This window comes from Sphingomonas panacis (assembly GCF_001717955.1).
Taxonomy (GTDB): Bacteria; Pseudomonadota; Alphaproteobacteria; order Sphingomonadales; family Sphingomonadaceae; genus Sphingomonas; species Sphingomonas panacis.
Window position 1 is genome coordinate 3770371 of sequence record NZ_CP014168.1, and the last position, 14131, is coordinate 3784501.

The window sequence follows — 14131 nt, forward strand, 5'->3', positions numbered from 1 at the left end:
CTGGCGTCTGTTATCCGTTCGTCCTGAGCTTGTCGAAGGGCGTGTTTCGCGCACGGGCTTCGGACAGGCTCCGCACGAACGGTCTGATTATACCCTCGCTGGCGGCACATCTTGCCGTCGGCCAATCGCCGTTGGAGTGACATGGACCGCGACATTCGCCTGAAACGCCTGCACTTCCGCGCGCACCACCGTGGCGTGAAGGAAGCCGATCTCCTGATCGGCGGCTTCTTCGATGCGCGTGGGGCTGAGTGGAACGACGACGAGATCGCCCTGTTCGAGGAACTGCTGGAAGAGCAGGACGTCGATATCATGGCCTGGGCGATCGGCACCGAAACACCGCCAGCGCGCTATGCCGGGCCGATCATCGAGGCGATGCAGGTGCTCAACTACGTGCCGATCGCACGCTGATCTCCCTCTCCCCGCTTGCGGGAGAGGGTCGGGGAGAGGGCCGTACGGAGCGATAGCGTTTCGAACTGCCCCTCTCCCGACCTCGCCTGCGGCTCGGCCACCCTATCCCGCAAGCGGGGAGAGGGAGAAGAAAGACAAAATGCCCAACCTGAAGACCATCCTCGCCGCCAAGACCCCGCTCACCCTCGCCGGCGTACCCGCCGGTTTCGCGCCGTGGCTGCTCGCCGATCTCGCGCGCGCGGCACCGTCGCGCGCGGTGTTCGTCGCGTCGGACGAAGCGGCGATGCGTGCGGTCGCGGCGACCGCGCCGGTGTTCGCGCCCGATCTCGAAATCCTGATGTTCCCGGCGTGGGATTGCCTGCCCTATGATCGCGCCTCGCCGACGCTGCGCGTGATGGCCGAGCGGATGGCGACGCTTCACCGGCTCCAGCAGCCGACCAAGGCGCCGCAACTGCTCATCACCACCGCAAACGCGCTGGCGCAGCGCACGCTGACGCCGTTCCGCATCCGCCAGCTCGTCGCCAAGCTCGCGCCGGGCGAGCGGATCGGGCGTGACCGCCTTGCAGCGCAGCTTCAGGCCAACGGCTATGTCCGCGTCGAGACCGTCGCCGATTCGGGCGAATTCGCGGTGCGCGGTGGCCTGGTCGATCTGTTCCCGAGCGGCGCCGAGGCGGCACTTCGGCTCGACTTCTTCGGCGACGAGATCGAGTCAGTCCGCACCTTCGACCCCGCCGACCAGCGCACCACCGGCCGGATCGACGGCTTCACCCTCCTTCCCGCCTCGGAAACCTTGCTCGACGAGGATAGCATCAAGCGCTTCCGCAGCCGGTACCGCGAGCGCTTCGGCGCGACCGCGACCGGCGATCCGCTCTATCAGGCGATCAGCGACGGGCGGCGGCTCGCGGGCATGGAGCATTGGCTGCCGCTGTTCGAAGACAAGTTGGTCACTTTGTTCGACCATCTTGGCGGCGACGCGGTGATCGTGCGCGATTCCGGCGTGCAGGCGGCGGCCGAGCAGCGTTTCGAGGCGATCAACGATTATCACGCCAACCGCGTCAAGGCGCTGACCAACGAGCCCGGCAGCTATCGCCCGCTGCCGCCGAGCGCCTTGTACCTCACCGCCAAGGAGTTCGCCGAGGCGCTGCAAACCGCCCCCGCGCACCTCGTCACGCCGTTCCACGAACCCGAGAGTGCGACGGTGCTCGACTTCCAGGTCGATGGCCCACGCGATTTCGCGCCCGAGCGCGCCGGCGGCGTCAACGTGTACGAAGCGGTCGTCGAACATATCGCCAAGCTGCGCCGGCAGGGGCGCAAGCCGGTGCTGGCCAGCTATTCGGGCGGCTCGCGCGAGCGGCTGGCGACGTTGCTCGCCGATCATGGCCTCAAGGCATCGACCAAGGTCGCGACCTGGCAGGAGGCGCTTGGCAAAGCCGATAGCGGCGTATCGCTCATCATCCTGCCGCTCGATCACGGCTTCACCACGCCCGATGTCGCGCTGCTCACCGAACAGGACATGCTCGGCGACCGGTTGGTGCGGCGCGCCAAGCGCAAGAAATCCGCCGACGCGTTCCTCGCCGAACTGGCGATGCTCACGCCGGGCGACCTTGTCGTCCATGTCGATCACGGCATCGGCCGCTACGAGGGACTGACCTCGATTCCGGTCGGCAAGAGCCCGCACGATTGCGTAGCGCTCTCCTATGCGGGCGGCGACAAGCTGTTCGTGCCGGTCGAGAATATCGACGTGCTCTCGCGCTACGGCTCGGACAGCGAGGGCGCGAGCCTCGACCGGCTCGGCGGCGAGGCGTGGCAGCGGCGCAAGAGCCGCATGAAGGAGCGGATTCGCGAGATTGCCGGCGAGCTGATCGCAACCGCCGCCGAGCGTGCGCTTCATCCTGCCGACGTGATCGAGGCCGACAGCGGCTATGCCGAGTTCGTCGATCGCTTCCCCTATGAGGAAACCGACGATCAGGAGCGCGCGATCGGCGAGGTGCTGGAGGATCTCGCCAAGGGCACGCCGATGGACCGGCTCGTCGTTGGCGATGTCGGCTTTGGCAAGACCGAGGTCGCGCTACGCGGTGCGTTCGCGGCGGCGATGGCGGGCAAGCAGGTCGCGATCGTATGCCCGACGACCTTGCTCGCGCGCCAGCATTTCAACAATTTCGCGAGCCGGTTCGAGGGGTTTCCGATCAAGGTCGGGCGGCTCTCGCGCCTCGTCACCGCCGCCGAGATGAAGGCGACCAAGGAGGGCCTCGCCGACGGGACGATCGACGTGGTTGTCGGCACGCACGCGATTCTCGCCAAGGGCATCGAGTTCAAACGGCTCGGCCTCGTCATCGTCGATGAGGAGCAGCGGTTCGGCGTGACTCACAAGGAGCGACTCAAGTCGCTCAAGACCGACGTCCACGTCCTCACACTCACCGCCACGCCGATCCCGCGCACGCTCCAGATGGCGATGTCGGGCTTGCGCGAACTGTCGGTGATCCAGACCCCGCCGGTCGATCGGCTCGCGGTGCGGACCTATGTCATGCCGTGGGACCCCGTCGTGCTGCGCGAGGCGTTGCTGCGCGAACATTATCGCGGCGGGCAGAGCTTCTTCGTCACGCCGCGCATCGCCGATCTGCCCGAGATCGAGGACTTCCTGCGCGAAGGCGTGCCCGAGATTCGCTATGTGGTCGCGCACGGCCAGATGGCGCCGAGCCAGGTCGAGGAGCGCATGTCGGCGTTCTACGACAAGAAGTTCGAGGTGCTCGTCTCGACCACGATCGTCGAAAGCGGGCTCGACATCCCGAGCGCCAACACGATGATCCTCCACCGCGCCGACCGGTTCGGGCTCGCGCAGCTTTATCAGCTTCGCGGACGTGTCGGCCGCTCCAAGACGCGCGCCTATGCGTATCTCACCACCCCGCCCGATCGCATCATGACCGAAACCGCGGAGAAGCGTTTGAAGGTGCTGTCCGATCTCGACAGCCTCGGCGCTGGCTTCCAGCTCGCCAGCCATGATCTCGACATCCGCGGCGCGGGCAATCTGCTCGGCGACGAGCAATCGGGGCATATCAAGGAGGTCGGCTACGAACTCTACCAGTCGATGCTCGAAGAGGCGATCATGGAGGCGAAGGCGGGCGGTGAGCGCATGCGCCCGAAGAATTTCTCGCCGCAGATCACCGTCGATGCACCGATCCTCATCCCCGAGGATTACGTGCCGGACCTCGACCTTCGCATGGGGCTGTACCGCCGCCTCAACGATTTGGAAGATACCGGCGAGGTCGAGGCGTTCGCCGCCGAACTGATCGACCGGTTCGGCCCCCTGCCCGATCCGACCGAGAACCTCATCCGCATCATCGAGATCAAGCTGCACGCCAAGAAGGCCTGCGTCGCCAAGATCGACGTCGGCCCGCGCGGCGCGCTGGTGGCGTTCCACGATGACAAGCCGCCGAATATCGATGGGCTGCTGGCGTGGCTCAAACGCGTCGGCGATGTGGCGAAACTGCGCCCCGACAGCAAGCTGGTGGTGACGCGCGTCTGGGCCGACCCCAAGGCGCGGCTCCACGGCGCGCTGCAACTGGCGAAGGGGCTGGCGAAAGCGGCGGGGTGATATACTGTTCTCCCGGGTCGTCAGGAAATGACGCCCTGGGAGAAGAGGCATGTCGGACGGGACGCCGATCGATCGTTGGCACGCGCTGGCCGAGGCGGTTCATCGACTCTCGCGATCGGCCACACAGATTGACGCCACCGCGATGTTGCGCACCTGCGCGCGCCGGGTGATCGGTGCGGATGGCGTGACGATCGTTCGCCGCGAGGGCGATGAAACCGTCTATGTGGCGGAAGATGCGCCGATGCCCTTTTGGGAAGGGCGGCGCTTCCCGATCACCGAATGCCTGGCGGGGTACGCTATCCTGCAGAAGCGGCCGATCATCATCCCCGAGGTTCGGCTCGCCGATGACGTGCCGCAAAACGCCTATCTCGCGACGTTCGCCGAAAGTGTCGCCGTGTTCCCGGTCGGGCTGGGCGAACCCGTCGGCGCGATTGGTGCCTATTGGCGCGAGGCCCGCCAGATCGACGACGAGACGGTCGCGCTACTGGCCGCTCTCGCACGCGCGCTTGGCGCGGCGATCGAGATGTTCGAGGTGTTGGAGCAGGCCGAGAGCGCGGGCAAGCGGGCGGCGTAGGCTTTCACGCTCACCCCCGTCGGAACGACGCTGGCGCTATTCGTCCAGCATCGCCGACACGAAACCGTGCCGGTCCGACACGAATTCGCGGAAGATCCGGAAATGGTCGGTCTCTTCGAGCGCTACAGGCTCCAGACCATAACGATTCATCCGCAGCAGCGCCGCGTCGGGAAGCGCCATCAGGATCGGCGAGTGCGTCGCCATGATCACCTGCGATTGCCCGCCCGACTGCATCCGCCGCAGGAGCTTCAGGAACTCGAACTGACGGTTCGGCGATAGCGCCGATTCCGGCTCATCGAAGAAGAAGATGCCGGGTCGCGTGCAGCGTTCCTCGAAAAAGCGCATAAACCCTTCGCCATGCGAGTGCGACAAAAAGTCCGCAAACGGGCTGCCGCTTTCGTCGAGATAGCGGGCTACCGAAAAAAAGCTTTCCGCGCGGAAGAACCAGCCCTGCCCGACCTTGGGCAGCCAACTCGCCTTCAACGCCGTGGAGAGCGCACCGCCGCCCTCTTCACGCGCGCGCGAATGATCGACCGCCCGGTAGCCTGGCCACCACCATCCTCGTCGAACCCGGCGAGAACCGCGATGGCTTCGATCATCGTGGATTTGCCGACGCCGTTCTCGCCCGCGATGATCGTAACGGCAGTATCGAAGGCGATCTCGAAATCGCCACGAAACAGCGGCAAACAGAAAGGATACGCGCTCCGATCCACGGTCTTGTCAGGATCAAGCCAGACGCGTTTCAGATAGGGCGGCGGCAGGGTCGTAGCGCGCCCCTTCGCCACGTTACTCCGCCGCTTCGTCCACCGGCGCGGCAAGCGCCGGCGCGGCGTCGCCGTAGCGCGCCAGCGCTTCGACCGGTTGCAGCGACGGGATTTCCTTGGCGGTCGATTCGATGTTGAGATCGCGGAACTTGCGGCCCGTACTCAGCACGTTGCGCTCGAACGAGCCGACGAAATCATTGTACCGGTTGACGGCACTGCCCAGCCCGCTGCCGACCACACGCATATGCTCGGCCGCGACGGCGAGACGATCGTGCATCTCCTTGCCGAGTTCGCCGATCCGGCGCGCGTCGGCGGCCAGCTTCTCCTGCCGCCACACCGCCGAGACGGTGCGCGCGATCGCGATCAGGTTGGTCGGCGTCGCCAGCAGCACGCGCTTGTCGAACGCGAAATCCCACAAGGTCGGGTCATGCTCCAACGCCGCCGACAGGAAATGTTCTCCGGGTACGAACATGATGACGTAGTCGGGCGCGTCGGGAAATTGGCTCCAATAGGATTTGTTGCCGAGGCCGTTGACGTGCGCGCGCATCGAGGCCGCGTGGAGATCGAGCCCGCGCTTGCGCTCTGCCTCGTCGACCGCACCGAACGCATCCTGATAGGCGTTGAGCGAGACCTTGGCGTCGATGACCAGACTGCGCCCGCCTGGCACCTTGACGATCGCGTCCGGGCGAAGCCGCCCGCCCTCGTCACCGCCGGCGATGCTCACCTCGGTCTGGAAATCGGTATGTTCGGACAGGCCGCAGGTTTCGAGCACGTTCTTCAACTGCTGCTCGCCCCAGCGCCCGCGCGATTTGGGCGCATTGCGCAGCGAATTGACCAGCTTGGCCGCCTCGGTGGAGACCTTCTCCTGCCCGACCCGCAGGCCTTCGAGTTGCCCCTTCAACTGGTCGAACGCGCTCAGCCGTTCGGCCTCGACCTTGGTGACGGTTTCCTCGTAGCGCAGCAGGCGGTCGCTGACCGGCTGGAGCATCGACTTGAGGTTCTGCCCCGCCGTCTCCTCGGACTGGCGGAAACGTTCGTCGGCGCGCTTGAGGAAATTCTCCTGCGCCTCGGTCAGCAGCTTGTTGGAGACTTCGGCGAACTGGGTGGCGAGCAGATCCTTGGCGTGAAGCAGCCCGGCGATTCGCGCTTCATACGTCTCGGTGCTGGTCTGCTCGCGCGCCTGAAACGCCTCGCGCAGCGCACGTTCGCGCGCCTCGTGCGCGTCATGCGCCATCTTGAGCCGCGCCTCTTCTTCCGCCAACCGCTCGGAAAGGCGATGCTCGAACGAGGCGGCGTGCGTCTTGAGCGCGGTATTCTCCAGCCGAACGCGGTCACGATCCTCGCGCATCTCGGAAAGCTCGGCGCGCACTTCGGCGAGTTCCTCGCGCAAGCCGAACGCCGCGCGCGCGCGCTCCTCGGCGCTGGCGAGATCGACGATCGCACGCTTGAAATCGGCCTCGCGCGCGTCGCGCTCGGACTGGATCGCCGCCGTTCCGCGCTGCCCGAGGAACCAGCCCAGCGCCACGCCGCATAGCAGCGCCACGATGACGATAATCGCGAAAAACCCGTCCAAACGCCTGCTCCCCGGAACGAAGAGCGAACCTATCGCCTCCGGTCGACGCGATCAACCGCGCTGCGACAAACGGTGATTAGGCCGCCTTGCGGGCTTTCGCGAGCTTCTTGAGGATCATGTCGCGCTTCAGCCGCGAGACGTGATCGATGAAGACGATGCCGGCGAGGTGATCCATCTCATGCTGGACGCAGGTCGATATCAGCCCGTCGAACTCTTCCTCATGTGCGTTGCCGTCGAGGTCGAGCCACTTCACCCGGCACCGCGCGGGGCGCTCGACATCGGCGTAATTCTCGGGGATCGACAGACACCCTTCGGCGTACACCGCGAGATCGTCGCTCTGCCACAGGATCTCCGGGTTGATGAACACGCGCGGCTGCCGGCCGGGGCGCGGTTCGCCGCCCTCTTCGAGCGGCGGCTCGTCTTCCTGAAGATCGATCACCACGATCGCCTGCTCGACCCCGACCTGAATCGAGGCGAGACCGATGCCGCGCGCGTCGTACATCGTGTCGAACATGTCGGACACGATCTTGCGCACGCCGTCGTCGATCACATCGACGGGCTTCGCGTGCTTCTTCAGCCGGGGGTCCGGGACTTCGAGGATTTCCATGATGGCCATGTCGGCGAGCTAGGAAGCGCGCCGGCGTTCGTCAAGCCGGACCGCCCCGATCACGCGCCGAACAGCCGCGCCATGCTGCGTTCGAGCATCACCAATTGCCACAAGGTCCGGCCATGATCGGCGCGGCCGGCGCGATGATCGGCGGCGATTGTCTCGATCGCGCGCGGATCGAACCAGCCGCTGCCGATCAGCGTGCGCGAACGCGCCAGCGCCGCCGCTTCATCGGCGAGGCTCCCCCGGAACCATGCCCCGACCGGGGTGACGAACCCCATTTTCGGGCGATAGAGAATGTCCTTGGGCAGATAGCGCTCCATCGCCTTCTTCATCAGCCACTTGCCCTGCCCGTGGCGCAGCCGCAGATCATCGGGCAAGGTCGCGGCGAATTCGACGAGCTTGTAGTCGAGCAGCGGTTCGCGCGCTTCGAGGCTCACCGCCATGCTGGTGCGATCAGCTTTGGTGAGGATGTCGCCGGGCAGCCAATGCTGGAAATCGGCATATTGCGCGCGATCGAGCGCATCGCGTGCCGGCGCGTCGCGCATCGCGCGGACGTAGCGGTCCTCGGCGCGGTGCCCGCCGAGCGCCTTGCGGGCGGTGTCGGTGAGCAGAGCCGCGCGAAGCGCCGGCGTCGTCACCCCGACCGAGCGGGCATAGCCCTCGGCGCCATCCTCGGCGAGCGCGAGCAAGGTCGTCTTGGCGCGAAAGCCGCGCGGCGCCCAATCGGCCTTGGGATAATGCCGGCCGAGCGTGCCGAACACGCGCGAGCGCAGCGATGCCGGCAATAGTGCGCGCACCCGCTCCTCCGCCGCCTGAAACTTGTAGCGGCGATACCCCGCGAACGCTTCGTCCGCGCCGTCGCCCGACAGCGCGACCGTCACCGTCTCGCGCGCCAGTTCGCACACCCGGTAGGTGGCGAGCGCCGAGGCATCGGCGAAGGGTTCGTCGAACGCAGCGACCAATGTGTCGATCAGCGCGTAATCGTCCGCCGACACGATCCGCTCGCGATGCTCGGTGGCGAAGCGCTTGGCGATCACGTCGGCGTAGCCGCGCTCGTCCACCCCGGCCACGTCGAAGCCGATCGTGCAGGTCTTCACCGCGCGTGGCGAAGCCTCGGCCATCAGCGCGACCACCGCCGAGCTGTCCACCCCGCCCGACAGGAACGCACCGAGCGGCACATCGGCGACCATCCGCAGCGTGACGGCGGCGCGCATCCGCTCGACCAGTTCCTCCTCCAGCGCCCTGCGGCTGCCGGTGGCGCGGCGCGAGAAATCCACGTCCCACCAGCGCGATGGCGCGGGGACGGGCTTGCCGCGTTCGATCAGCAGGAAATGCCCGGCGGGAAGCTTCTTCACACCGGCGACGATAGAGGTGTCGTCGGGCACATAACCGAACGCGAGATAGTCCTCGATCGCGGTGATCTGCGGCGTGCGGCGCAGCAGCGGGTGTGCGAGCAGCCCCTTGAGTTCGGAGGCGAACACCACCGCACCATCGGGAAGCTCGGCATAATGGAGGGGCTTCACCCCCATCCGGTCGCGCGCGAGGAACAGACAGCCGCGCGCCGCGTCGTGGATCGCGAAGGCGAACATGCCGTTCAAGCGATCGAGCAGCGCCGGCCCCCACGCCGCCCAGCCGTGCAGCAGCACCTCGGTATCGCCAGAGGTGACGAAACGCGCACCCCTGGCCTGCAATTCGGCGCGCAGTTCGACGAAATTATAGATTTCGCCGTTGTACGTAACGGTCAGCGATCCGTCCGCGCTGCGCATCGGCTGCGGACTGCCGGCGATATCGATGATCGACAGGCGGCGGTGGCCGAGGCCGACACCGGGAGCGGTCCACACATCGCCGCCGTCGGGGCCGCGATGCGCCTGCACGTCGGTCATCGCGCGCACCCGCACCGGATCGACCGGCTTGGGCATGGCCGGATAGAAGATGCCAGCGATCCCGCACATCTAACGGGACATCCCGGCGGCGCGATCCGCCACCACGTCGATCGGGCCGAGCGCCTTCAGGAAGCGCTGCATCGCCGCGCGCGGATCGCGGCCCGGCAACACCTCGGCCGAGACATGCACCGCCACCGCGCGCTGCGGGCCGCCAAGCAGCTTGGCCTGCAGGGTGGCGAGCTTCTGCCGTGCGCCGCTGTGCGTGACGATGTCGCCGACGCGATACCAGGTCGCGATCTCGCGCTCGACGGGGCCGGGTGCGGTGACGTGGATCACCGAGCCGCCGGCGAGATCGGGCAGATCCTCGATCCGCACCCACACGTCATCCTCACGCAAAGCGCCCACGCCGAACGAGACGATCTCCTTCCCCTCTTGCTGAGACCCATAAACCGCGATGGCGAGATCGACCGGATCGCCGCTCGCATCGGCATAGCGCCCGATCAGATAATGGTCGGCACCCGGATAATTGGGCGCCCACGGCGCGCGCGTGCTCATCGGCACGCGGTGCCAGCCGGGCACCTCGGGAAGCGCGATACGGCCGGGCAAGGCTTGCGCGCGATTGGCGATGGCCGCGCTCCACATGGGGAACACCGCGATCGTCGTCAGCACCAACGCCGCCGCGAGCAGCGTGTCGAGCCGCATGCGCGGCGTGCCTTGAAGCTTCGCCGCATCGAACGCCGGGGCATCGGGTGCGCGATCGAACCAGCGCCAGCCAATCGCGATCACCGCCGCCATCACCAGCCCGAAGAAGATCCAGCCGTACAGGATATGGTCGAAGCCCGTCGCCGCCTCGACCGAGGTGAGATACGCCGCATAGATCGTCGCGAACGCGCGGATGCCGTTGGCGACGACGGGCACGATCAGCGCCATCACCATGAAGGCCGCCCGCCTGCCCCACGACACGAAGCACACGTTGGCGACGAGCGTGCCGTAGGCGATCATCGCGATCACGAACTTGGCGCCCGAACACGCCTCGGCAACTTCGAAATAGCCGTTGGGGATGGTGATGAGCACGCCGTCGACCTGCGCCGGCACGCCGAACAGGTGGAGCATCGGCATCGTCAGCGCGACGGTGACGGTCTGGAGCGGCCCTTCCATCCCCTCGCCGAACGGCACGAGGAAGACCGCATAACACAGCGGAAACAGCAGCCCGCGCGCGACGTTCGGCCCGAGCAGGGTGACGACCGCGCCTTGCAGCATCATCACCAGCCCGAGTTGCCGCGCCAGCGCGACCCCGCCGGCATCGCCGAGCAGCCAGCCCAGACCGCCACATGCGACGATCGCCAGCCCCGGCGCCCAGCCGACCGGCGTCAGTTTGGCGAGATCGGCGCGGCGCGCCCACACCAGCCATGCGAGAACGGGGCCGATGAACAGGCAATGCCCGAAGGTCGTGCTCGTCCACCACAGATGCGCGAGCGTCGTCACGTCGCGCCAGAACGTCGCGACGATGATGGCCGCGACGGCCGCCAGCGCCGCGAGATGGCGACGCCACGCCCCTTGCGTAGAGGTGGCGGGCGCGAAGTCGGCAGATGGAAATGCGTAGGTCATGCCGCGACGCGTTCCGTCCGGTGATCGGCCAGTATCGCATCGAGCGGTGCGAGGCACGCCTCCCAGCTATAGCGGCGCTGCACCTGCGCGCGCGCGGCTGCGCCGATCCCGGCGGCGGCGGGTTTGTCGTCGAGCAGCAGGCTGGTCGCCTGCGCGATCTCGGCGGCGGTTGTGCCGACGCGGATCGTGCCGGCATGGTCGATCCCCTCGGCAGCAGGCGCGGAGGCGACCACAGGCCGCGCCATCGCCATCGCCTCCAGCACCTTGTTCTGGATGCCGCGCGCCAGCTTCAAGGGCGCGACCACCACTGCGGCGGCGGCAAGCCAGCCGCGCACGTCGGCGACCTCGCCGGTGACGATCACGCCCGGACGGCTGGCGAGCGCTCTCACCGCCTCGGACGGCGCGCGACCGACGATGGCGAATCGCGCCTGTGGGTATGCGGCACGGATCAGCGGCAGGATATCGTTCGCGAACCACGTCACCGCGTCGATGTTGGGGCGATAATCCATCTGGCCGGTGAAGACGATCAGGTCGCCCTCCGCCGCGAAGCGCTCGAAGCTGGCGGCGGGATCGAAGACCGATGTGTCGATGCCGTTCTCGATTGCCTGGACCCGCGCCGCGCCGGTTGCCTTGCGGAACAGTACGGCCTCGGCGGTGCTGACGAACAGGCTGGCGTCGGCGCGCGCGGCGACATCACACTCGAATGCCTGCAGCAGCCGGGCCTCGCGCGCCATCATCCAGCGCGACGGGCCGTGCGCCGCGGCGGCATAGTCGGCGAACTTGGCCGAATCCATATCGACGAAATCCATCACGACGCGCTGGTGGGGCTTGGCCGGCAGATATTGCGCCATCTGCCCCGAGAACACGTAGATCGTGCCGATCGGATAGCGCGCGAGCAGGTCATCGACCTTGGCCCGCACCGCCGCATCGTCGAACGACGTCAGCGAGACCGGCCGCCCCCGCACCAGCGCTTCGGCGGCGGCACGCCATCGCGGTTTGCCCCGCCACACCACCGCGCGCTCGCCCGTCAGCCACGGCAGGCTGCCGGCACGGTTCAGGTCGCGTGGATCGTCGGCGAAGGCGACGAGGTGGGTGCGCGTGTGTGCGGATAGATGCTTGAGAATGTGGAACCCACGGATCTTGTCGCCGCGATCGGGCGGATCGGGAACGCGATGCGCCAGGAACAGGATGTCGCCCATCGATCAGCCAAGGCCCTTGGAGACGAGCGGACCGACCAGGTTCGCGATCCCCAGGGGAAGTTTCTTCCACACGACGACTTGCAGCCGATATTTGGGGCTGAGCGGGTTGATCTCGCGCGGGGTGTCGCCGGGTTTCACGCGCTTGGCATAGCGCAGCGGCACCCCTTCGAAACCCCAATTCTTCTTGAACGCCGCCGGCCCGGTGCCGACCTTAGACCGCCCGAAATCGAACCGCGTGCAGCCGCGCGCGCGGGCATGGCTCATCAGCGCGAAATACATGCGATCATTGGCGCGAAGCGCGCGCGCCGCAAGCGTGCCGCCACCCCAATAGGGATAGACCGTGCCCGCGTGATACAGGCTCAGCACGCTCGCGACCGGCGTGCCGGCCGAGCGGATCGTCAGGATATCGGCATCGTCGCCGAACGTCGCGAGCACGCTGCGGAACAGCTTGGCCGGGAACACTGGGGTGCCGAGGTTGCGCACCGATTCGGCATAGACGGCGTAATGCGCCTTCATATCCTCGGCGCCGCTGCCGACCGTCACGTCGAGATCGAGTGCGAGCGCCTTGCGCACCTCGGCGCGCTGCTTGCGGGGGATGGCGGTGAGTTCGGCCTCGTCCGAGACGGCGAGCGGGCGAGTGAAGCCGAGATAGGCCCCCTCCTCCGCGATCCAGTCGCCCTCGGGCACGCCGCCGCCGCGCAATTCGAGGCTCGGGCAGCCGAGTTTCAGCGCCAGCGCCCAACCCGCTTCGGCCAGCACGGTCGCCGCCGTATCGCTGTCGGCAAGGATGCCGCCGCCGACCGCGAAGCCGTTCGAGACCAAAGCGCGCCCGAACAAGCGCGAGCGAACCTCCGTCATCGGCAACACGCCTTCGATCGTCCCGTCGCCACGCTCGGCGATCAGCGTGTGGCTGCGCTGGCCGCACCCTTGCGCGACGGCAAGGCTCCACGCCGGGAGATGGAACGGCGTCCCCGCTGGATGCGCGCGAACGAAATCGGCGATGCGCGCGGCTTCGGAGGCATCGCTCAGATCGGCGGTACGCAGGCCGAGCAGGGGCGAAAGCAAAGGCACGGTCACGCCATAGCGCTTTTCATCTCGGCGACGATCGAATCCATCCGGTCCCAACGGTGGCGGCGGATCAGCCCGCGCAATTTGCCCGCCATCGCGCCCAAGCGGCTGTAGTGGCGCAGCCGCGACGTGAACGGCGCGGCGGCGATGCGCGGCTGGTCGGGGTCGATCTCCCACGGGTGGAAGTAGAAGACGGCGGGCTGGCCTTCAGCCGAAACCTGCCGCACCGCATGGTTGGTGAGCGCCGCCGGAAACAGCCGGAAGAAGCCGCCGCCCGTCGCCATGCGGCGCTTGCCGAACGCGGCGACCGTCACCGGCACCTCGATCAGAGGCGAATCGGCGACGGGGCGGAAGGCGTAGCGAGGCGCTTCCGGCCAGCCGTAATGATCGTGCCTGAGCGGCGCGACGCTCGACGAATAGGCATAGCCCGCATCGGCGAGGATCGGATGCGCCCAGGGCGTGCGCGCGTCGATCGAGAAGCTCGGCGCACGGTAGCCGGTGACGCGCACGCCGCCAGCATCCTCCAGCGTCCTGCGCGCGCGCTCGATATCGGCGCGAAAAACGTCCGGCTGCATCGTGAAGACGCGCTGGTGCGCCCAGCCGTGGCTCGCCAGTTCGTGCCCGGCCGCGACGATCCGGCGGATCAGCGCGGGATGGCGCGCGGCGACCCAGCCGAGCGTGAAGAACGTCGCCTTCACGCCGGTTTCGGCGAACAGCGCCAGCACCGCGTCCGTGTTGTACTCAACCCGCGATTCGAGCGAATCCCAATCGACCTTGTCGATCACCCGCTCGAACGCGCCGACCTGAAACCATTCCTCGATATCGACCGACAGCGCGTGGGGCATGCTCCGG

12 protein-coding genes are annotated in these 14131 nt (G+C 67.3%); 3 read left to right on the plus strand and 9 right to left on the minus strand.

Features of this window, described 5'->3' with window-relative positions; all coding sequences use genetic code 11:
• Positions 1 to 141 precede the first annotated feature (141 nt).
• The 3 genes from J0A91_RS17125 to J0A91_RS17135 all read left to right on the plus strand — a co-directional run bounded on the left by J0A91_RS17125 (position 142) and on the right by J0A91_RS17135 (position 4574).
• Complete coding sequence (locus tag J0A91_RS17125; RefSeq protein WP_069205907.1) at positions 142 to 408, plus strand: FAD assembly factor SdhE; 267 nt, start codon at positions 142 to 144, stop codon at positions 406 to 408.
• Positions 409 to 547: 139 nt separating this feature from the next.
• The gene (mfd, locus tag J0A91_RS17130) at positions 548 to 4000 is read left to right on the plus strand and encodes a transcription-repair coupling factor (protein ID WP_069205908.1); all 3453 of its coding nucleotides are present in this window, start codon (positions 548 to 550) and stop codon (positions 3998 to 4000) included.
• A gap of 49 nt (positions 4001 to 4049) precedes the next feature.
• Complete coding sequence (locus J0A91_RS17135) at positions 4050 to 4574, plus strand: GAF domain-containing protein (RefSeq protein ID WP_069205909.1); 525 nt, start codon at positions 4050 to 4052, stop codon at positions 4572 to 4574.
• Between the two features lie 36 nt (positions 4575 to 4610).
• On the opposite strand, the gene J0A91_RS17140 is transcribed toward J0A91_RS17135, so the two are convergent.
• The 9 genes from J0A91_RS17140 to J0A91_RS17180 all read right to left on the minus strand — a co-directional run bounded on the left by J0A91_RS17140 (position 4611) and on the right by J0A91_RS17180 (position 14124).
• The gene (locus J0A91_RS17140) at positions 4611 to 4919 is read right to left on the minus strand and encodes an AAA family ATPase (RefSeq protein ID WP_206364920.1); all 309 of its coding nucleotides are present in this window, start codon (positions 4917 to 4919) and stop codon (positions 4611 to 4613) included.
• Between the two features lie 134 nt (positions 4920 to 5053).
• Positions 5054 to 5359, minus strand: coding sequence for an AAA family ATPase (locus tag J0A91_RS17145; protein ID WP_206364921.1), 306 nt, complete (start codon positions 5357 to 5359; stop codon positions 5054 to 5056).
• A gap of 1 nt (position 5360) precedes the next feature.
• On the minus strand, positions 5361 to 6686 hold the full coding sequence (locus J0A91_RS17150; protein WP_420852836.1) for a DNA recombination protein RmuC: 1326 nt from the start codon (positions 6684 to 6686) through the stop codon (positions 5361 to 5363).
• A gap of 301 nt (positions 6687 to 6987) precedes the next feature.
• Positions 6988 to 7527, minus strand: coding sequence for a peptide deformylase (gene def, locus J0A91_RS17155; RefSeq protein ID WP_069205911.1), 540 nt, complete (start codon positions 7525 to 7527; stop codon positions 6988 to 6990).
• Between the two features lie 50 nt (positions 7528 to 7577).
• Positions 7578 to 9473, minus strand: a complete 1896-nt coding sequence (locus J0A91_RS17160) for an XrtA/PEP-CTERM system amidotransferase (RefSeq protein ID WP_069205912.1) — start codon at positions 9471 to 9473, stop codon at positions 7578 to 7580.
• Positions 9474 to 11012, minus strand: coding sequence for an exosortase A (gene xrtA / locus J0A91_RS17165; RefSeq protein ID WP_069205913.1), 1539 nt, complete (start codon positions 11010 to 11012; stop codon positions 9474 to 9476).
• Positions 11009 to 12211 (minus strand): TIGR03087 family PEP-CTERM/XrtA system glycosyltransferase, encoded by a 1203-nt coding sequence (locus J0A91_RS17170; RefSeq protein WP_069205914.1) that lies wholly within the window; start codon positions 12209 to 12211, stop codon positions 11009 to 11011. The genes xrtA and J0A91_RS17170 overlap by 4 nt, the downstream gene beginning before the upstream one ends.
• A 3-nt stretch (positions 12212 to 12214) precedes the next feature.
• Positions 12215 to 13288 carry a FemAB family XrtA/PEP-CTERM system-associated protein gene (locus tag J0A91_RS17175; RefSeq protein WP_069205915.1) on the minus strand — a complete coding sequence of 358 codons (1074 nt, stop codon included), beginning with the start codon at positions 13286 to 13288 and terminating at the stop codon, positions 12215 to 12217.
• On the minus strand, positions 13285 to 14124 hold the full coding sequence (locus tag J0A91_RS17180) for an XrtA system polysaccharide deacetylase (protein WP_069205916.1): 840 nt from the start codon (positions 14122 to 14124) through the stop codon (positions 13285 to 13287). The genes J0A91_RS17175 and J0A91_RS17180 overlap by 4 nt, the downstream gene beginning before the upstream one ends.
• Positions 14125 to 14131: the final 7 nt, after the last annotated feature.

Coding starts and splice junctions, on each gene's coding strand:
- J0A91_RS17125 (WP_069205907.1), top strand. CDS start 142: ATGGACCGCGACATTCGCCTGAAACGCCTGCACTTCCGCGCGCACCAC.
- J0A91_RS17135 (WP_069205909.1), top strand. CDS start 4,050: ATGTCGGACGGGACGCCGATCGATCGTTGGCACGCGCTGGCCGAGGCG.
- J0A91_RS17160 (WP_069205912.1), bottom strand. CDS start 9,473: ATGTGCGGGATCGCTGGCATCTTCTATCCGGCCATGCCCAAGCCGGTC.
- J0A91_RS17180 (WP_069205916.1), bottom strand. CDS start 14,124: ATGCCCCACGCGCTGTCGGTCGATATCGAGGAATGGTTTCAGGTCGGC.
- J0A91_RS17150 (WP_420852836.1), bottom strand. CDS start 6,686: ATGCGCGAGGATCGTGACCGCGTTCGGCTGGAGAATACCGCGCTCAAG.
- J0A91_RS17170 (WP_069205914.1), bottom strand. CDS start 12,211: ATGGGCGACATCCTGTTCCTGGCGCATCGCGTTCCCGATCCGCCCGAT.
- J0A91_RS17140 (WP_206364920.1), bottom strand. CDS start 4,919: ATGCGCTTTTTCGAGGAACGCTGCACGCGACCCGGCATCTTCTTCTTC.
- mfd (WP_069205908.1), top strand. CDS start 548: ATGCCCAACCTGAAGACCATCCTCGCCGCCAAGACCCCGCTCACCCTC.
- def (WP_069205911.1), bottom strand. CDS start 7,527: ATGGCCATCATGGAAATCCTCGAAGTCCCGGACCCCCGGCTGAAGAAG.
- xrtA (WP_069205913.1), bottom strand. CDS start 11,012: ATGACCTACGCATTTCCATCTGCCGACTTCGCGCCCGCCACCTCTACG.